Origin of the sequence: Streptomyces sp. NPDC051364 (genome assembly GCF_040682115.1) — a bacterium.
Lineage (GTDB): Bacteria > Actinomycetota > Actinomycetes > Streptomycetales > Streptomycetaceae > Streptomyces.
The window spans coordinates 240,265-258,169 of the sequence record NZ_JBFBAH010000005.1; the positions used below are offsets into that span (position 1 = coordinate 240,265).

General features: G+C 71.5%; 18 protein-coding genes and 2 pseudogenes. 10 read left to right on the forward strand and 10 right to left on the reverse strand.

Going from position 1 to position 17,905, the window contains the following annotated elements; translation table 11 throughout:
- Positions 1-18: 18 nt before the first annotated feature.
- The 4 genes and pseudogenes from AB0M76_RS13150 to AB0M76_RS13165 form a co-directional block, all read left to right on the forward strand.
- Positions 19-2,580 (forward strand): annotated as a pseudogene (locus AB0M76_RS13150) (bifunctional FO biosynthesis protein CofGH); the annotation flags it as partial.
- Between the two features lie 417 nt (positions 2,581-2,997).
- Positions 2,998-4,257, forward strand: coding sequence for an ADP-ribosylglycohydrolase family protein (locus AB0M76_RS13155; protein WP_365952956.1), 1,260 nt, complete (start codon positions 2,998-3,000; stop codon positions 4,255-4,257).
- Positions 4,258-4,388: 131 nt separating this feature from the next.
- Positions 4,389-5,249 carry an LLM class F420-dependent oxidoreductase gene (locus AB0M76_RS13160; RefSeq protein WP_365952958.1) on the forward strand — a complete coding sequence of 287 codons (861 nt, stop codon included), beginning with the start codon at positions 4,389-4,391 and terminating at the stop codon, positions 5,247-5,249.
- Positions 5,250-5,282: 33 nt separating this feature from the next.
- Positions 5,283-5,558, forward strand: coding sequence for a hypothetical protein (locus AB0M76_RS13165; protein WP_365952959.1), 276 nt, complete (start codon positions 5,283-5,285; stop codon positions 5,556-5,558).
- 18 nt (positions 5,559-5,576) lie between these two features.
- On the opposite strand, the gene AB0M76_RS13170 is transcribed toward AB0M76_RS13165, so the two are convergent.
- From AB0M76_RS13170 to AB0M76_RS13180, 3 genes are read right to left on the reverse strand one after another with little or no spacing between them, the layout of a single operon-like run.
- On the reverse strand, positions 5,577-5,981 hold the full coding sequence (locus tag AB0M76_RS13170; RefSeq protein ID WP_266628389.1) for a PIN domain nuclease: 405 nt from the start codon (positions 5,979-5,981) through the stop codon (positions 5,577-5,579).
- Complete coding sequence (locus tag AB0M76_RS13175; RefSeq protein ID WP_365952960.1) at positions 5,978-6,220, reverse strand: type II toxin-antitoxin system VapB family antitoxin; 243 nt, start codon at positions 6,218-6,220, stop codon at positions 5,978-5,980. The genes AB0M76_RS13170 and AB0M76_RS13175 overlap by 4 nt, the downstream gene beginning before the upstream one ends.
- 44 nt (positions 6,221-6,264) lie before the next feature.
- Positions 6,265-6,690: an ATP-binding protein gene (locus tag AB0M76_RS13180; RefSeq protein WP_365952961.1), complete on the reverse strand. Its 426-nt coding sequence runs from the start codon at positions 6,688-6,690 to the stop codon at positions 6,265-6,267.
- A 128-nt stretch (positions 6,691-6,818) separates the two neighbouring features.
- On the opposite strand from AB0M76_RS13180, the gene AB0M76_RS13185 reads away from it, so the two are divergent.
- From AB0M76_RS13185 to AB0M76_RS13195, 3 genes are all read left to right on the forward strand, one after another.
- Complete coding sequence (locus tag AB0M76_RS13185) at positions 6,819-7,655, forward strand: helix-turn-helix transcriptional regulator (RefSeq protein ID WP_365952962.1); 837 nt, start codon at positions 6,819-6,821, stop codon at positions 7,653-7,655.
- Positions 7,652-7,897, forward strand: a complete 246-nt coding sequence (locus AB0M76_RS13190; RefSeq protein ID WP_365952963.1) for a DUF397 domain-containing protein — start codon at positions 7,652-7,654, stop codon at positions 7,895-7,897. Before AB0M76_RS13185 ends, AB0M76_RS13190 begins: the two co-directional genes overlap by 4 nt.
- A gap of 498 nt (positions 7,898-8,395) precedes the next feature.
- Complete coding sequence (locus AB0M76_RS13195; protein WP_365952964.1) at positions 8,396-8,794, forward strand: VOC family protein; 399 nt, start codon at positions 8,396-8,398, stop codon at positions 8,792-8,794.
- Positions 8,795-8,797: 3 nt separating this feature from the next.
- Here the strand turns inward: AB0M76_RS13195 and AB0M76_RS13200 are convergent, their stop codons facing one another.
- Entirely contained in the window at positions 8,798-9,592 is a 795-nt protein-coding gene (locus tag AB0M76_RS13200; RefSeq protein ID WP_365952965.1) for a DUF4239 domain-containing protein, read from the reverse strand.
- 7 nt (positions 9,593-9,599) lie between these two features.
- Positions 9,600-9,995, reverse strand: coding sequence for a helix-turn-helix domain-containing protein (locus AB0M76_RS13205; RefSeq protein ID WP_365952966.1), 396 nt, complete (start codon positions 9,993-9,995; stop codon positions 9,600-9,602).
- A 58-nt stretch (positions 9,996-10,053) separates the two neighbouring features.
- Between AB0M76_RS13205 and AB0M76_RS13210 the strand changes: the two genes are divergently transcribed.
- Together AB0M76_RS13210 and AB0M76_RS13215 are read left to right on the forward strand one after the other, a co-directional pair.
- Positions 10,054-10,665 carry an NAD(P)H-binding protein gene (locus tag AB0M76_RS13210; protein ID WP_365952967.1) on the forward strand — a complete coding sequence of 204 codons (612 nt, stop codon included), beginning with the start codon at positions 10,054-10,056 and terminating at the stop codon, positions 10,663-10,665.
- Entirely contained in the window at positions 10,662-11,117 is a 456-nt protein-coding gene (locus AB0M76_RS13215) for a nitroreductase/quinone reductase family protein (RefSeq protein WP_365952968.1), read from the forward strand. The genes AB0M76_RS13210 and AB0M76_RS13215 overlap by 4 nt, the downstream gene beginning before the upstream one ends.
- Before the next feature lie 5 nt (positions 11,118-11,122).
- Here the strand turns inward: AB0M76_RS13215 and AB0M76_RS13220 are convergent, their stop codons facing one another.
- Together AB0M76_RS13220 and AB0M76_RS13225 are read right to left on the reverse strand one after the other, a co-directional pair.
- Positions 11,123-11,410 carry a hypothetical protein gene (locus AB0M76_RS13220; RefSeq protein WP_365952969.1) on the reverse strand — a complete coding sequence of 96 codons (288 nt, stop codon included), beginning with the start codon at positions 11,408-11,410 and terminating at the stop codon, positions 11,123-11,125.
- A gap of 155 nt (positions 11,411-11,565) precedes the next feature.
- A pseudogene (locus AB0M76_RS13225) lies at positions 11,566-12,120 on the reverse strand (amino acid transporter); the annotation flags it as partial.
- A 287-nt stretch (positions 12,121-12,407) separates the two neighbouring features.
- Here AB0M76_RS13225 and AB0M76_RS13230 point away from each other — a divergent pair.
- Positions 12,408-13,049: a hypothetical protein gene (locus AB0M76_RS13230; RefSeq protein WP_365952970.1), complete on the forward strand. Its 642-nt coding sequence runs from the start codon at positions 12,408-12,410 to the stop codon at positions 13,047-13,049.
- Positions 13,050-13,144: 95 nt separating this feature from the next.
- Here AB0M76_RS13230 and AB0M76_RS13235 read toward each other — a convergent pair whose 3' ends face one another.
- The 3 genes from AB0M76_RS13235 to AB0M76_RS13245 form a co-directional block, all read right to left on the reverse strand.
- Positions 13,145-14,617 carry an aldehyde dehydrogenase family protein gene (locus AB0M76_RS13235; protein WP_365952971.1) on the reverse strand — a complete coding sequence of 491 codons (1,473 nt, stop codon included), beginning with the start codon at positions 14,615-14,617 and terminating at the stop codon, positions 13,145-13,147.
- Positions 14,614-16,353: a D-aminoacylase gene (locus AB0M76_RS13240; protein WP_365952972.1), complete on the reverse strand. Its 1,740-nt coding sequence runs from the start codon at positions 16,351-16,353 to the stop codon at positions 14,614-14,616. Before AB0M76_RS13240 ends, AB0M76_RS13235 begins: the two co-directional genes overlap by 4 nt.
- Positions 16,354-16,702: 349 nt before the next feature.
- Positions 16,703-17,824, reverse strand: a complete 1,122-nt coding sequence (locus tag AB0M76_RS13245; RefSeq protein ID WP_365952973.1) for an LLM class flavin-dependent oxidoreductase — start codon at positions 17,822-17,824, stop codon at positions 16,703-16,705.
- Between the last annotated feature and the right edge of the window lie 81 nt (positions 17,825-17,905).

The following is a 17,905-nucleotide window of genomic DNA, read 5'->3' on the forward strand; positions in this document are numbered from 1 at the left end:
GGATCGTATGCTCACCGCATGACGACTCCGACCGAAAACGCGATGCGTCGCGCGCTCAAGCGAGCCCGCGACGGCGTCGCGCTCGACGCGACCGAGGCGGCCGTACTCCTCCAGGCGCGCGGCGCGGACCTGGAGGACCTCGCCGCCTCCGCCGCCCGGGTCCGCGACGCCGGCCTCGCGGCCGCCGGGCGGCCCGGCGTCATCACGTACTCGAAGAGCGTGTTCATCCCACTGACCCGCCTGTGCCGTGACAAGTGCCACTACTGCACCTTCGCAACCGTCCCCGGCAAGCTCCGGCGGGCGGGGCACGGGATGTACATGTCGCCCGACGAGGTGCTCGACATCGCCCGCCGGGGTGCCGCGCTGGGCTGCAAGGAAGCGCTCATCACGCTGGGCGACAAACCCGAGGAGCGGTGGCCCGAGGCGCGTGAGTGGCTCGAGGCGCAGGGGTACAGCGACACCGTCTCGTACGTGCGGGCCATCTCGATCCTGATCCTGGAGGAGACGGGGCTCCTGCCCCATCTGAATCCGGGTGTGATGTCGTGGGCCGACTTCCAGCGGCTCAAGCCGGTCGCGCCCTCGATGGGCATGATGCTGGAGACCACGGCCACGCGTCTGTGGTCCGAGCCCGGCGGCCCGCACTTCGGCTCCCCCGACAAGGAGCCGGCCGTACGGCTGCGGGTGCTGGAGGACGCCGGGCGGTCCTCCGTGCCCTTCACCTCCGGGCTGCTCATCGGGATCGGCGAGACGTACGAGGAGCGCGCCGAGTCGCTGTTCGCGCTGCGCCGGGTCTCGCGCTCGTACCACGGTGTGCAGGAGCTGATCATCCAGAACTTCCGCGCCAAGCCGGACACGGCGATGCGCGGTATGCCCGATGCCGAGCTGGACGACCTCGTCGCCACGGTCGCCGTCGCCCGGCACATCATGGGCCCCTCCGGCTGCCTCCAGGCGCCGCCCAACCTGGTCGACGGGGAGTACGCGCGGCTGATCCGCGCCGGCATCGACGACTGGGGCGGCGTCTCGCCGCTGACCCCCGACCACGTGAACCCCGAGCGTCCCTGGCCGCAGATCGACGTGCTGGCCGAGCAGTCCGCGGCGGCCGGCTTCGCGCTGCGCGAGCGGCTCTGCGTGTACCCGGAGTTCGTGCAGCGCGGCGAGCCGTGGCTGGACCCGCGGCTGCTGCCGCACGTACGGGCGCTGGCCGATCCGGAGACCGGGCTCGCGAACCCCGACGCCGAGGTCGTCGGCCGTCCGTGGCAGGAGCCGGAGGAGGGCTTCGCCTCGTACGGACGCACCGATCTGCATGCCGGCATCGACACCGAGGGCCGGACCTCGGACCGGCGCGAGGACTTCGACCACGTCTACGGGGACTGGGAGGCGCTGCGCGAGGCCGCGGCGCCCGGCATGGTCCCGGAGCGCATCGACACCGATGTGCGGGCGGCGCTCGCGCAGGCCGCCGACGATCCGACGAAGCTGAGCGACGCCCAGGCGCTGGCGCTGCTGCACGCGGACGGCCCGGCGCTGGACGCGCTGTGCCGGATCGCGGACGACCTGCGCAAGTCGGTGGTCGGCGACGACGTCACGTACATCGTCACGCGGAACATCAACTTCACGAACGTCTGCTACACCGGCTGCCGCTTCTGCGCCTTCGCGCAGCGCCGTACGGACGCCGACGCGTACACGCTGTCGCTGGACCAGGTCGCCGACCGGGCCGCCCAGGCCTGGGACGTGGGCGCGGTCGAGGTGTGCATGCAGGGCGGCATCCACCCGGACCTGCCCGGGACGGCGTACTTCGACATCGCGCGCGCGGTGAAGCAGCGGGTGCCGGGGATGCACGTGCACGCGTTCTCGCCGATGGAGGTCGTCAACGGCGCGACGCGGACGGGGATGTCCGTACGGGAGTGGCTGACGGCCGCCAAGGAGGCCGGGCTGGACTCCATCCCGGGCACGGCGGCGGAGATCCTGGACGACGAGGTCCGCTGGGTGCTGACCAAGGGGAAGCTGCCGACGGCGGACTGGATCGATGTCATCACGACGGCGCACGAGCTGGGGATCCGGTCCTCGTCGACCATGATGTACGGGCACGTGGACCAGCCGCGGCACTGGCTGGGGCACTTCCGCACGCTGGCCCGGATCCAGCAGCAGACGGGCGGTTTCACGGAGTTCGTGACGCTGCCGTTCATCCACACCAACGCGCCCGTGTACCTGGCGGGCATCGCCCGGCCCGGCCCGACGGTCCGCGACAACCGTGCGGTGACGGCGATGGCCCGGATCCTGCTGCACCCGCACATCACCAACATCCAGACGAGCTGGGTGAAGCTGGGGGCCGAGGGCGCGGCCGAGATGTTGCGGTCGGGGGCCAACGACCTCGGCGGCACGCTGATGGAGGAGACCATCTCCCGGATGGCGGGATCGAGTTACGGCTCGTACAAGTCGGTTCGGGACCTGATCGCCGTCGCGGAGGCCGCCGGGCGGCCCGCGAAGGCCCGTACGACGCTGTACGGGGAGGTGTCGCAGGAGCGGCAGCAGGCGGCGCGCGCCTCGGACGGGCACCTGCCGGAGCTGCTGCCCGTACTGGACTATGTCGCACCTGCCGGCCCCGCAGGCCGCCGTCAGCCGGAGCCGGCGAAGACGTCGTCGACGGTGCGACCAGGGAAGCGGTGAGCGCGGAGGCGACGACCGTCGCGGCGAGGAGTGCCTTCTTCATGCCCTTGAGGCTGTTGGCCGCCGAAGAACTCTGCATGAACGAGACATGGCCGAAACCGACCGGCTCCAAGGCGAGTGGCAAAACGTGCCACTTGTCGATCAAGGCGCGCTACCTGCGCTTCTGCCGACCCTTTCGGACCGGATGTGAACGAGATGTCTGCAGGTCCCTGCGCGCATTCCGGCCTTTCTGCTCGCACATACGGGCCGCTGGACCGCCTCCCTCCGGATCCGATCGAACGTGTCCATTACAGTGCGCGCCAGAGCATGCGGAGGCGGTGCAGGGGGATCGCGATGGACCACACGACGACCGAGAAGCCGGCCGAAGAGCACGCGGCACCGGCCGGGCCCGGCACCGGGGCGCGGGCCGGCGGGACGCTCGGCGGGCGCTCCGGGACGCTCGGCGGGCGGTCCGGGGCGGCCGTCGGGCTCTGGGGGCGCGCGGAGCAGCAGGACTTCCGCAGCCGCGTCCGCGGCACCCTCCTCGGCTCCGCCCTCGGCGACGCCTTCGGCGCCCCCCTGGCCGACCTCCCCCTCGACGCCGTACGCGAGGCGCACGGCCCGCAGGGCCTGACCGAGCCCGCCCCCGCGTACGGGCGCCGCGGCACGGTCACCGCCGCCACGCAGCTCACCCTGTTCACCGTCGACGGGCTGATCCGGGCCCACGTACGCCGGGACACCGGCGCCTGGCACCCGCCCACCGACATCCACCGTGCGTACCTGCGCTGGGCCGTCACCCAGCACGACTGGGGCCCCGACGAGCGCCGCAAGGACAATGGCTGGCTTGCCCGGCAGGAGTGGCTGTACGCCCGCCGCGGCCCCGGGCGCGCCTGTATGACCGGCTTCGCCGACGACGTCCTCGGCACCCTCGACCAGCCGAAGAACCCCACCGCCCGCGACGCGGCCGCCGCCACTCGTTCGGGCCCCTTCGGCCTGCTGGTCGGCTGGGATCCGGCCCTGGTCCTCCAACTCGCCACCGAGTGCGCCGCGCAGAGCCACGGCCACCCCGCCGCATACCTCTCCGCCGGGGCCTTCGCCGTCATCGTCCACGGCCTGACCCGCGGCGACTCCCTCGACGCGGCCATCCAGCGCGCCCTCGGCCTGCTCGGCGCCCGCCCGGGCCACCAGAACGTCACCGACGCCCTCCAGCGCGCCGTCGCGGCGGTCCCGCAGGGGCCGCCCTCCCCGGAGGCCGTCGCATCCGTCGCCGCGGGCGAAGGCGAGGGCGGTGGCGGTGGCGGGGGCCTCGGCGCCGAGGACGCCCTCGCCGTCGCCGTCTACTGCGCGCTGGTCGCCGAGGACGTCCCGCACGGCCTGCGCCTCGCCGTCAACCACGACGGCGACTCCACCGCCGCCGGCGCCCTCTGCGGCGCGCTGCTCGGCGCCCTCCACGGCGAGACCGCCCTCCCGGGCGCCTGGCTCGCGGACCTCGAAGGCCGCGCCACCCTGCTGGAAATCGCCGACGACTTCTCCCTCGAGATGACCCAGGGCCCCACCCTGCACGGACCGGCGGTCCCCGCCTCCGGCTGGCCGGCCCGCTACCCCGTCGGCTGACGCCCCCTCAACAATCCGACCCGCAGGCCGTAGCGTGACCTCCGCCGGTCCCGGGCGCCACGGACCACCCGTACGCCAGGGGGAACCCGCAGACCCGGACAGCCCGAAGAGCCACGGAGGTGCCCTCAGCCATGCGGATCGCCACGACCATCTTCCTGACCGACCACACCGTCTCCCCCGTCCGCCTCGCCCGCTCCCTCGAGGAGCGCGGGTTCGCCGGGCTCTACCTCCCCGAGCACACCCACATCCCGGTCAGCCGCGACACCTCCGCGCCCATGGGCGGCGAGCTCCCCGAGATGTACGGGCGCACCCTCGACCCCTTCGTCGCCCTGGCCCAGGCCGCCGCCGTCACCGAGCGCATCACCCTCGGCACCGGCATCACCCTGGTCGCCCAGCACGACCCGATCAACCTCGCGAAGCGGATCGCCACCCTGGACCACCTCTCCGGCGGCCGCTTCACCCTCGGGGTCGGCTACGGCTGGAACGTCGAGGAGGCCGCCGACCACGGCGTCGAGTGGCGCACCCGCCGCGAACTGGTCCGGGACCGGATGGCCCTGATGCGCGCCCTGTGGGCCCCGGAACCCACCGCGTACGTCGGCGAGTTCTCCTCCGTCCAGGCCAGCGCCGCCCACCCCAAGCCGGTCCAGCCCCCGCGCGAGCTCGGCCCCGGCCACCCCCTGCACGGCCCTCGCACCCTGATCGGCGGCGCGGCCGGCCCGAAGCTCTTCGCGGCCATCGCCGACCACGCCGACGGCTGGCTCCCGATCGGCGGCGGCGGACTCTCCGAGTCCCTGCCGGTGCTGCGCCAGATCTGGGAAACCGCGGGCCGCGACCCGAAGAACCTCCGGGTGGTCCCGTACGCGGTCCACCCGAACCCGGGCAAGCTCGCCCACTACGCGGACCTGGGCATCGAGGAGGTCGTCCTCCAGCTCCCGCCGGCCGAGGAGGCCGAGATCCTCCGGGTCCTGGACGACTTCGCGCAGTACCTGTAAATCAGTCGACGCCTGCGCACAGGTAGCCCGACCATGGCCCCCGAGAGGGGGCTGATCCACATGCCGGGCCAGCGCAAACGCAAACGCAGCAGGGAGCGGTCCCAGCGCCGGGTGCAGGACATACCCGGCCACTGGGAACCGCTGTTCTCGACGCAGGTGCAGGCGGAGATGAAGGAGTACGTCCGCCGCCTCATCGCCGAGGGCAAGGTCACCAACCCCGAGCTCCTGCGGATCGACCAGTTCTGCGGCCGCCTCGTCCACCCGACCTCCTACCGGGTGAGCGTCTTCGTCCCGCACGAATCCGCCTGACCGTGCGGCGCGGCGCGGTCAGTCCGCGATGCGCCGCACGGGCTGCCCGGTGACGCGGGCGATGATCTCGAAGTCCCGGTCCTGGTGGAGGACGGTCAGCTTGTGATGCTGCGCGGTGACGGCGACGAGCAGGTCGACCGGACTCGCGCACTGGTGGCAGCCCTCGTCGGCCATCCTCTCCTGGAGCGCCGAGGTCTCCTCCCACACGGAGTCGCGGGCCACGAAGTACGGAAAGGTCTCCCGAAGCAGGCCATCGGCCTCGTAGTAGGCCGGACGACCGCCGACGGCACGCAGGAACTCCTGGCGAACCGGTTCGCACAGCCCCACGACTCCGGAGGTGACCACCTCGTCCCATGCGGGAGCGGCCTGCCTGCGGTAGAAACGGATGAGTGCGCTCGTGTCGATCAGGAAGCTCTCGCTCACGCGGCCGATCGCCTTCCCGGCCCGTGCATGCCCCCGCCATCGCCGCCCTCGATCGTGGAGAAGTCGATCTCGCCGTCGACGACCATCTGCCGCATCCGCTCTACCGCAGCTGCTCTACGGCGTCGATCGGCGATCTCCCGCAGGGCGGCGTTCACGGTGTCCCGCTTGGTCGTGGTGCCGAGGTGCCGGGCGGCTTCCGCCAGGGCTTCGTCGTCCAGGTCGATCACCGTTCGGGACATCACGGCCTCCAGACTGGGCTTATATACGATTCCCAAAAAAGATATCACCGTCGGCCGAGCTCAGCCCAGACCGTCTTCCCGATCACTCGGTCCATGACCCCCCAGCCGACGGCGACGGCATCGACGATCCGCAGGCCGTAGCCGCCCTCGGCCTGGTACGCGTGCGGCTGCAGAACGGGCCGCCGCTCCCGCCGGGCGTCGGACACCTCGATTCGGAGCACGCCCTCGAGGAGCGTCAGCCTGAGCTCGAAGTCCCGCCCGGCGGCGCGCCCGTGGGTCACGGCGTTGGCGGTGAACTCGGCGACGATCCGCTCCGCGTCCTCGGACAGCGGGGTGCGGTGCGGGATCCCCCAGTCGTGCAGCTCGACCATGGCGAGGCACCGCGCGAGGCGGGCCCCGCGCCGGGTGCTGCTGAAACGCTGCGTGAACACACGTACGAGGGTCTGGGTGGGGCCAGAAGGTGCGGTCATGGGGCCAACATCCCGCGCGGACCAGGCAGTTCCCCAGCCACCCGACCGCTACTTTTCATCTGTACGAGTTCACGCTCTGGACAGTAGCGGTCACTGCCCGTGAACCTGGCTTCCGGGAGGTGACCGCGATGGCGAGCCAGGACGACAGCGGTGACGGCGAGGCAGGACCTGACGGCGACCTGCGGAACTTCGGCGAGACCGTGAAGGCCTTCCGCAAACGGGCCGGACTCACACAGGAGCAACTGGCCGAACGGATCGGGTACTCGGTCCAGTACGTCGGCTCGGTGGAACAGGGCCGCCGGCACCCATCGGTGAAGTTCGTGAACCGGTCGGAGGAGATCCTGGACGCCTTCGGCGTCATCCGCATCGCTGCGAGGGAGCTGCAGCGGCGACGGGGGCTTGCTTCGTGGTTCAGGCCTTGGGTGGAGCACGAGGAGGAGGCTCTCACCCTCAACACGTACGAGTGCCGCTCAGTCCCCGGGCTGGTACAGACGGAATCCTATGCGCGCGCATTGGTCAGTGCGGTGCTGCCGCCGCCCACAGCGGAGGAGGCGGAAGCCCGGATCGTGGCCCGTCTGGACCGACAGAAACTCCTGCACCGCACCCCGTACACGGTCTTCAGCTTCATCATTGAAGAGGGGGTCATCGAGAGGCAGACCGGCGGGCCGGCCGTAACCCGCCAACTGATCGACCACCTGCTGGAGTGCACGGAGCTACCCAACGTCGACCTACAGATCATGCCAAAGGTAAGCCCAGAGCACGCAGGTCTCGGCGGCGCCTTCCGGCTTCTCGAAACAGGGGAGCACGAGTGGATGGGATACAGCGAAGGGCAGCAGTCGGGCCGAGTCATCTATGACCCGAAAGACGTCAGCGTTCTCCACCAGCGGTATGCCAAACTTCGCATCCAGGCCCTCAATCCCGCTGACAGCAAGGGCCTGTTGAGGCGAATGCGAGGGTCCCTGTGAACAGCTCCCAGTTGCGGTGGTTCAAGAGCAGTTACAGCAGCGGTGACGGCGACAGTTGTGTCGAGGTCGCCCTCTCCTGGCACAAGTCGACGTACAGCAGTGGTGACGGCGACGACTGCGTCGAGGTGGCCTCGTGCGCCGACACCGTCCACATCCGGGACTCGAAGCTCACGGCGAGCCCGGAGCTGGCCGTGCACCCGACGACCTGGACGGCTTTCCTCGGCGGGATCACCGGAGCCTGAGCTCCGGCCCGACGGCGTCGGAAGAGGTGCTGGGGGCTGCCCGCCAGGACCACCGGGCCGGGCCGGCGACTGGGCCGCGGGGAGAGCCATACCTCCCTCGAGGGCCCATGGGCACCCTTTCCGGGTCCGGGCGGGGTCAACCCGCACCAGACAGCGATGAGATGACGATGCGGTGCCGGTTGGGCCGTGGACGCATCGAATCGCTACGTGCTTCTGGCGACGAAGGAGCGCCCTTGACGGCCCGGACCGCACCGGAAGGACAGTGGACTGACGGGACGCCCCCGGACACTCCACCGACCCCGAGTACACAGACCCCGCCCCCTGGCACCCCGACCGACCTCTGCCGTCCCCGAGTACACGAACCCGGCCCGCACGTCCCGATCCGCTCTCCCGACGCCGAGTGCACGGACGCCAACCCCTACATTCCGACCGACCTCTCTCGCACCCCCCACCCCACCCCATCCCCCACCCCCACCCCACCCCCCGTACCCTCCCCCCATGATCACTTCAGGCACCCACGTCCGCATCGCCCGGCCCTCCCTCGACCTCGCCGCCGCCGAGCGGTTCTACGTCGACGGGCTCGGGCTCGGGGTCCTGTGGCGGAGCAGCGACATCGCGCCCGGGGAGCACGAGCTGGTGATGGTCGGGCCCGTGGGCGGGGGCTGGCACTTCGAGCTCACCCGGGACCCCGAGAACCCCGTCGCACCCTCCCCCACCGTCGACGACCTGTTCGTCGTCTACCTCGGCGAGGCCCCCGACGAGGCCCTCGTCCAGCGGCTCGTCGAGCACGGCGGGACCCGGGTCGCCGCACACAACCCGTACTGGGACGAGTACGGGGTCACCGTCACCGACCCCGACGGCTACCGCCTCGTGCTCTGCTCCCGCACCTGGGGCTGACCCCTAGGAGGCGGGCCAGAACTGGGCCAGCGCCGCCTCCTTGTACGGCGCCGGGCTCACGCTCAGCTCCCCCGCGAAGGGGCGGTCCAGGGCCATCACGAGCAGCAGGCTGAAGCCGATCAGACCGGCCACCGCCGAGACGAACAGCAGCTGCATCTTCAGGCTGCGCAGCCCGAAGAGGAACGTCAGCGGGAGGATCACCAGCGCGCCCCCGTAGACCAGGACCTGGAGCAGCATCGGCAGAGACGATTCGGCCATGGTCACGCGCGCCCTGCGTTGTGCCGCGACGTCGTTGAGGCGGCCGGCGGCCTCCGAGTAGAACGTCTCGCTGCGGCTGCCGGTGGGCTCGTACGCCTGGAGCGCCTGGTACATCCCGTGCGTCTGCTCGGAGGTCGCTTCGAAGCTGGGCCGGCCCTCACGCATGAGCGGCCACTGGACGTCGACGACGGCGTGCACGTAGTCGCCCACCGCCCGCTCCACGCGGGCGCGTTCGGCCGGCGGGAAGGCCTCGGCACTCCGGACGACGAGGGCGAGGTCGGTGGCCTCGGTCGCGACGACGGTCTGGGTGTTCTCCAGTTGGGTCCAGAGCGTGACGACCACGAAGGCGAGGATGATGCCGTAGATCGCGCCGAACATGCCGAGGGCGACGCCGACCATCTCGTTGTGCTCGCCGCCCGCCAGGTGCGGGAAGCGGCGGCGGGCAGCGAGGCTGCCCCCCACGGCGAGGGCGACGAAGCCGCCGACGAGGAGGATGCCGAGGGTGAACGTGCTGAAGGTGTTGAGCAACCAGAGGATCATGGCCTGCTCAACGATCAACTCCCCCTGAGGGCCCGAGCGCGAGCCCCGCCTCCTGGGCGTCGATGAGCTCGTCCCAGTGCTCGCGCGTCCAGTCGCACGCCGCGTCCAGCGGGCCCAGGAGGCCACGGCCGAGCGGGGTGAGAGCGTACTCGACGCGGCGCTCCGGCGCCGCCTGCTCGGTCCGTACGACGAATCCGTCGCGCTCCAGGGAGCGCAGCGACTGGGTGAGGGACTTGGACGTGATGCCGCGCAGCGGGACCTTGAGCTCCGAGAAGCGGCGCGGTCCGCCCTCGAGGCAGCGCAGGATCAGCGACGCCCACTTGTCGCCGATCCGGAACGGGACCAGCGGGGAGGGGCAGACGGGGTCGAACATCTCCGGGTCCAGCGGCTCTGGTTCACGCATGATCCACACGGTAGGCCGGTACCCGTTCGGTAACCAGGCCCTTTTCTATGGTCGCCCCATGACGAAGAACGAGAGCGGAAGCAAGGTCATCGTGTTCGGGGCCCGCGGGCGGGTCGGCCGGGCCGTCGTCGCCGAAGCGCGGGAGCGCGGGTACGAGGTCACGGAGGCGGGGCGCGGCGACGGGGACGTCACCTCGGCGGCCGATGTGGCGCGGCTGGCGGCGGGGCACGATGCGGCGGTCGTGTCGGTGTACGACGCGCAGGCGGCCCCGGGGGTGTTCTTCCCGGCGGTGGCGCGGGCGCTGGCGGCGGGCCTGGCGCAGGCCGGGGTCGGGCGGCTCGTGTCCGTCGGGCTGGCGTCCGTGCTGCCCACGGGGTCGGGGGCTGCGCTGATGGACACGCCGGGGTATCCGCAGGAGTGGCGGGGGTTCTACGTCGGCCACGGCGCCGGGACCGAGGCCCTGCGGGCGGCGGCGCCGGCGGGGCTGGACTGGGCGGTGCTGAGCCCGGCCGGGGACTTCACTCCCGACGGGGAGCCGGGCGGCGGCTACGCGTTGGGCCCGGCCGACGCCGCCGGCCGGATCACGCACGCCGACTTCGCCCGGGCGGTGCTGGACGAGGTCCGGGCCCCGACCGTGCACCGCACGCACGCGGGGGTGACGGCGGCATGACCGGCATCACGGCCACCGACACCACGGTCACCGACAGCCCGAACCCCTGGGTCGCCGAGCACATCCGCCGCTTCGAGGAGACCGCCGGGCGGCCGCGGCCCGGGATCTCGGACCTGCTGCTGACCACGCGGGGGCGGCGGTCCGGGCTGCTGCGGCGCACGGCGCTGGCCTACGTACGGGACGGGGACGGGGAGGGTGCCGCGTACGTCCTGACGGCGTCGAACGCGGGCGCCGACCGGCACCCCGCGTGGTACCTGAACCTCGCGGCCGACCCCGCCGTCACGCTCCAGGTCGGGACCGAGACCTTCCCGGCGATCGCACGCCGGGCCACCCCGGCCGAGGCGGATCGCCTGTGGCCGTTGGTGGTGGCGGCGATGCCCTCGTACGCGGCCTACCGGGCTGCGGCGGACCGCGAGATCCCGCTGGTGCTGGTCACCCGTACGGGCACCTAGCCGGGTCAGCGGACCGCCGGGGTCTTCGGGAGCCCCTGCAGGGCGGTGCCCGCGCCGGAGAGCGAGGCGTCGGTGGCCTTGGTGGCGGACCCGGCGGCGGAGGCGGTCACGCCCACGGCGGTCTTCGTGTCCTGCACGGCCTGGCCCGGGTGGTTGGCGATGTCGCCGACGCGGCGGGCGAGCGGGGCGGCCGCCTGGAGGGAGGGCCCGTCGGCGTGGGCGGCGACGGGGGTCAGGGCGAGGGCGCCACCGGAGAGGACCAGGGCGGCAAGGCTGCGCTTCATGGCGTTCATACCGTCCAGAACGACCCGCCCCGGCCCCGGTCACCGGCACCCCCGCTTCGGGTTGACGGTCCGTGCTCCACGGCGCCCCGGGGCACCACGCCCGATCCCCCGGCCGGGGGATCGGTCCGGGGGCGCGGGGGTTGGGCAGTGGTTCGGGAGCGGGGTCAGGCCTCGGCCGGCAGGGCCGGGGTGGACTTCGTCAGGATCTCGCCGCGGAAGAAGGCCGGGCTGCGGCGTTCCGTGACCAGCATGATCACCAGGCCGAGGGCCAGCAGGCCGACGCCGATGACGAAGACGCTGCCGACGCCGAGGACGGTGGATCCGGAGCCGTACGACGGGTTCCACATGTCGATCAGCGTCTTGAAGAAGACGGCGGCCAGCAGGAGGCCGCCGAGGACCGGGAAGACGCCCCTGAAGAACAGGTCCCGCGCGGAGCGGCGCAGCTCGCCGCGGAAGTACCAGGCGCAGGCGAAGGCCGTCAGCGAGTAGTAGAAGCAGATCATCAGGCCGAGCGCGAAGATCGTGTCGGTCAGGACGTTCTCGCTGACCAGGGTCATCACGGTGTAGAAGGCGCCGGTCGCGACGCCCGCCATGACGGTGGCGCGGCCCGGGGTCTTGAAGCGCGGGTGGACCTTGGCGTAGGAGGCCGGCAGGGCCTCGTACGTGGACATGGCAAGGACCGTGCGGGCGACCGGGATGAACTGGACGTTAGAGGCTGCGATTTCCACGTCCGGAAGGATTAGATCCGGATCTCGCCGCGCCGAATCGCCTTTGAATCCCGAGGCGGGGGCCGTTCACGTAACCACAATGCAAGGCTCATGCTGGATGTTACCCCCGGTTCGCAGGACGCGGACACGGTGTTCCGATATGCGGAAACCGCAGGAGTGTCCGTTTTGCCCCTTCCGAAAGTTTCCCGTGCGACTTTCCGACGCCCCGTTTGGCGCGAACATGACGATCGCTTTAGAGTCCCGACGATCAAGGTCATCGACACGGGGGACATCCGCGCATGCGCAACAGAACGGCCATCGCCACCGCCACCACCCTCACCGCGCTCCTCACCCTCACCGCCTGCGGGAGCGACGACGGCGCGTACGCCGGGGACATCGCCTCGGTCGGCGGCATCGGCGCAGGCGGCGACGGCAACGGCGGAGCGCCCAAGAAGGGCAACGGCCTCGGCATCAAGGGGCTGGTCAAGGCGGGCTCCATGGCCGAGGCCACCCGCATCGTGGGCAGGTACACCAAGTGCACCGAGGTCTCCAAGGCCCAGGAGGGCTACGACCCGGGAGAGGGCCCGGACGACAAGTACGGGTCGGCGTACTCCGTGACCGAGCGCGGATGGTGCAACGACCGCGGTGACACCGGGATCTTCCTCATCAAGGACCCGAAGGCCTTCCAGACCGCGTTCAAGGCCGACGTCGACAAGGAATACGCCAAACACCCGAACCGGCACGTCAACATGGGCTTCGTCATCGGCCAGGACTTCGCCGTCGGCTCCCAGAGCACGGACACGATGACCGCCATGCTGAACGCGAAGAGCGGGATGGTCGTACTGAACTGCCACCCGGCCTTCAACCCGCCGAGCGGCTACCGCAAGGAGCCGGCCCTGGTGAAGGGCTGCGTCCTCACGGACTACCTCTCGGAGGAGTGAGGGGCGGGGAGTGAGGCGCAGGGGGAAATGCGCGGGTGCGGGGCCGGGCCCCCGTGCCCGCCCCCACCCCCCTGCCCCGCTCCCGGCGGTCCGGCTCAGCCCGCCCAGACGATCGACTGCACCTCGCTGTACGCGTGCAGCGCGTACGAACCCACGTCCCGGCCGACGCCCGAGCGCTTGAAGCCGCCGAACGGGGCCTCCATGTTCCGGCCGATCGTGTTCACGCCGACCCCGCCCGCCCGCAGCCGGCGCGCCACCCGGAAGGCCCGCGCCGCGTCCCCGGACCACACGTAGCTCAGCAGGCCGAAGTCGCTGTCGTTGGCCAGGGCCACGGCCTCGTCCTCGCCCCCGTCGAAGGGGACCACCACGACCACCGGGCCGAAGATCTCCTCCCGTACCACCCGCATGTCGTTCGTGCAGTCCACCAGCAGCGTCGGCGCCACGTAGAAGCCGCGGCCGTCCCCCACCACCGGACGCTCGCCGCCGTAGGCGATCCGCGCCCCCTCCTTCTTCCCCGACTCGACGTACGACTCCACCCGGTCCCGGTGCGCCGCCGAGATCACCGGGCCCACCACGGTGCCGGCCACCGCCGGGTCGCCGACCTTCATGAAGGCCAGGTAGCCGGTCAGCTTCTCCACCAGCTGCTCGTACACCGACCGGTGCACGATCACCCGGGTCGGAGCCGTGCAGATCTGGCCGGAGTAGAAGGAGAAGGTGGTGCCGATCCCCATCACGGCCGCGTCCAGGTCGGCGTCCTCGAAGACGACCGCCGCGCCCTTGCCGCCGAGCTCCATCAGCTGCCGCTTCATCGAGCGGCCGCAGACCTCCGCGATGCGCTGCCCGACGCCCGTGGAGCCGGTGAACGACACCATGTCCACGTACGGGGAGTCCACCGCGGCCTCGCCGACCTCGGCCGAGGCGCCGCAGACCACGTTCACCACGCCGGCCGGGGCGCCCGCCTCGTGCAGGGCATCGGCCATCTTGAACACCGACAGCGGATCCTGCGGGGCCGGCTTCACCACCACCGTGTTGCCCATCGCCAGAGCCGGGGCCACCTTGCCCGCCGGGTTCGCCCACGGGTTGTTGTACGAGGTGATGCAGGTGACCACGCCGACCGGCTGGCGCACCTCCAGCGCCCCCAGGATGCTCGACCTCCCCATCGGGCCGGCCTCGGTGACCTGCGGCGGCAGCCCGCGCTCCACCGGTTCGAGGGCGCCCTTCGCGTACCGCCGGAAGCGCGCGACCCCGACCCCGACCTGCATCCCGCGCGCGATGCCGGTCGGTGCGCCCGTCTCGGCGCGGGCGAGGGCCGACCACGGCTCGTACTCGCGCTGCATGATGTCCGCGGCCCGGTCCAGGACCGCCGCCCGTTCCTCGGGGGCCGTACGGGACCAGCTCTCGAAGGCCTCCGCCGCCGCCCGCGCCGCCTCCTCGACCTGGGCGCGCGAGGCCTCGGGCGCGAGCCCGACCACCGATTCGTCCGCCGGGTTGACCACCTCGTAGTACCCGGCGGCGGGCTCGACCCACTCGCCGCCGATGTACAGCTTCTGCCGTACGGGCTCGCTCATCGGGTGCTCACCGTCTTCGTGTCGCGGCCGGAGCGGAGCACGATCCCGGGGATCGCCCCCGTCACCTCGTCGTCGCGGATGGTCTCCACTCCGTTGACGCGAACGGACACGATCCCGATCGCGCGGGCGTCCAGCCGCGGGCTGTCGCCGGGAAGGTCGTGCACGAGGGTCGCCGGACCGGCTTCGATCCGCTGCGGGTCGAACAGCACCAGGTCCGCGTGGAACCCCTCGGCGATCCGGCCGCGTTCGCGCAGCCCGAACAGCTGGGCCGGGTCGTCGGTGAGCATCTTCACCGCCTGCTCCAGCGGCACCAGCTTGCGCCCGCGCAGGCAGTCCCCGAGGAAGCGGGTCGTGTACGGGGCCCCGCACATGCGGTCCAGGTGCGCGCCGGCGTCGGAGCCGCCGAGCATGACGTCCTCGTGCTGCCAGGTCTCGGCGCGCAGCGCCCAGCTCGCCGGGTCGTTGTCGGTCGGCATGGGCCAGAGCACCGTACGCAGGTCGTCGCTGGCGCAGATCTCGACCAGGCACTGGAAGGCGTCCTGGCCGCGCTCGACGGCGATGTCGCCCACGACCCGGCCGGACAGGCCCTCGTTCTCCTTGCTGTACGTGTCCCCGATGACGTAGCGGCCGAAGTCGGCGAGGCGCCGGAAGACCCCGGCCTCCTTGCTGTCGGCGTGGCGCAGCATTCGGGCCCGTACGTCGGCGTCGCGCAGCTTCGCGATCCGCTCGGGCATGGGCAGGCCGAGGATCTCGCCCCAGCCGGGGATCAGGTTCAGCGCGCAGAAGGTGCCCAGCGACATGTTCATGGGGGTGAGGATCGGCATGGTCAGCGCGACGATGCGGCCGCCGGCCTTGCGGGCGCGCTCGCTCGGTATGAGCTGGCGCGGCACCCGTTCGGGGACGGCGGCGTCGATGGTGAGGACGTTCCAGTTCAGGGGGCGGCCGGCGGCGGCGCTCATCTCGACGAAGAGGTCGATCTCCTCGTCGGCGAACTGGTCGAGGCAGCCGGCGACGATGGCTTCGAGCTGGGTGCCCTCGTGTTCGGCGACGGCCTTCGACAGCGCGATGAGCTCGGCGGGCTTGGCGTGGCGGGAGGCCACGGGGGCGCCGTCGCCGTCTGAGTGGGTGGCGGACTGGGTGGTGGACAGGCCCCAGGCGCCGGCGTTCATGGCGTCGTGGAAGAGGTCGAGCATCTGCTGCATCTGCTCGGGGGTGGGCTGGCCGCCGACGGCGTCCGCGCCCATGACGTGCCGGCGCAGGGCGCAGTGGCCGACCATGAAGCCGGCGTTGACGGCGATCCGCCCTTCGAGGGCGTCGAGGTACTCGCCGAAGCCGGACCAGGTCCAGTCGACGCCTTCCTCGAGGGCCTTGAGGGCCATGCCCTCGACCTTGCTCATCATGCGGCGGGTGTAGTCGGCGTCTTCGGGGCGGGCCGGGTTGAGCGGGGCCAGGGTGAACCCGCAGTTGCCGCCGGCAACGGTGGTGACGCCGTGGTTCATGGAGGGGGTCGCGTACGGGTCCCAGAACAGCTGGGCGTCGTAGTGGGTGTGCGGATCGACGAAACCGGGGGTCAGGACCAGGCCGGTCGCGTCCTCGCTGGTGCGAGCCTCCTCCTGGACGGCGCCGGACGCGGCGATGACGGCGATCCGCCCGTCGCGGATCCCGACGTCGGCGACGTACGCGGGTGCGCCGGTCCCGTCCACGACGGTGGCTCCGCGGATGAGGTGATCGAGCATGGCATCCCTTCTGCGGTGTGGTGTGCGGGTGCGGCGCCGCTGCGGGGCGCGCTGCCCCCGAACCCCCGCGCCTCGAACGCCGGCGGGGCTGGATCCGGGCGCTGCCGTCCGCCAGGCGCGGCCGGGTTGCCCGCAGGGCAATCTCGGCCCCGCCGGCGTTCGCGGCGCGGCGTCTGGGGCGGAGCCCCAGCAGCGGCGCCCCGAACGCCGGGCGGAGCCCCCGTGCCCCGGCCGGTGGCCGCCCGGCCGGGGCGGGTGCCGGGCGGCGGTCCGGGAAGACGCCGCCCCGTCTGGGGCCTTGGGGCCGGGCCCGGACTCCACGGGCCCCGCCCCCTGCCGAAGCCAGGCGCTAAGCGGCCTGGCGGAAGCGGGTGGTGCGGTGGACCGGGTCCGTGTCGATCTTCGGGATCACGTGCTCGCCGATGAGCTTGACGGTGGTCATCGTGTCCTCGTACGAGACGCCGGTCGGCAGGCCGAACGACAGCTGGTCGGCGCCCGCCTGCTCCCAGCGCTTGCACTGTGCGAGCACCTCGGACGGGTCTCCGCAGATCAGCAGTTCCTCGGCGATCAGCAGCTCGATGATCTCCGCGTTGTACTCGGGCAGCGTCTCGGGCCACTGCGGGATCGCCTCGGGCCGCGGGAAGGTGTCGTGGTAGCGGAAGACCAGCGACTGGAAGCGGTTCATGTTCGCGTTGACCGCGATCTCCACCGCCTTGTCGTGCGTCTCGGCGCATATCGCGGTGGAGGTGACCATCACGTTGTCGTTGACGAACGCGCCGATGGCCTTGGCCTCCTGGATGGCCGTCTTGTACTGCTCCAGCACCCACTCCATGTCGGAGACCTTCTGGACGCTGAACCCGAGGACGCCGAGGCCCTTCTTCGCGGCCATCGCGTACGAGGAGGGGGAGCCGGCGGCGTACCACATGGCCGGGTGGGCCTTGCCGTACGGCTTGGGGAAGATCTTCCGCGGCGGCAGCGACCAGTGCTTGCCCTGGAACCCCTCGTACTCCTCCTGGAGGAACATCTTGGGGAACTCGGCGATGGTCTCTTCCCAGATCTCCTTGGTGGCGTTCATGTCCGTGATGCCGGGCAGGAATCCGAGGATCTCGTGGCTGCCCGCGCCGCGGCCGGTGCCGAACTCGAAGCGCCCCTTGGAGAGGTGGTCGAGCATGGTGACCTTCTCGGCCACCTTGACCGGGTGGTTCACGGGGGCGAGCGGGTTGAAGATGCCGGAGCCGAGGTGGATGCGCTCGGTGGCGTGGGCGAGGTAGGCGAGGAACACCTCGTTCGCCGACAGGTGCGAGTACTCCTCCAGGAAGTGGTGCTCGGAGGCCCAGGCGTACTTGAAGCCGGACTTGTCGGCCTGGATGACGTACTCGGTCTCCTCGACCAGCGCCTTGTGCTCTGCCTCGGGGTCGACCTTGGACCGCGCCTCAGGCACGTATCCCTGCACGAAGAGCCCGAATTCCAAGGGGGTTCACCGTCCTTTGATTTCTGACGTGTCGTCAGATTTGATGAGTCGACTGTTCCACCGCAGAAGCGGGAGCGTCAA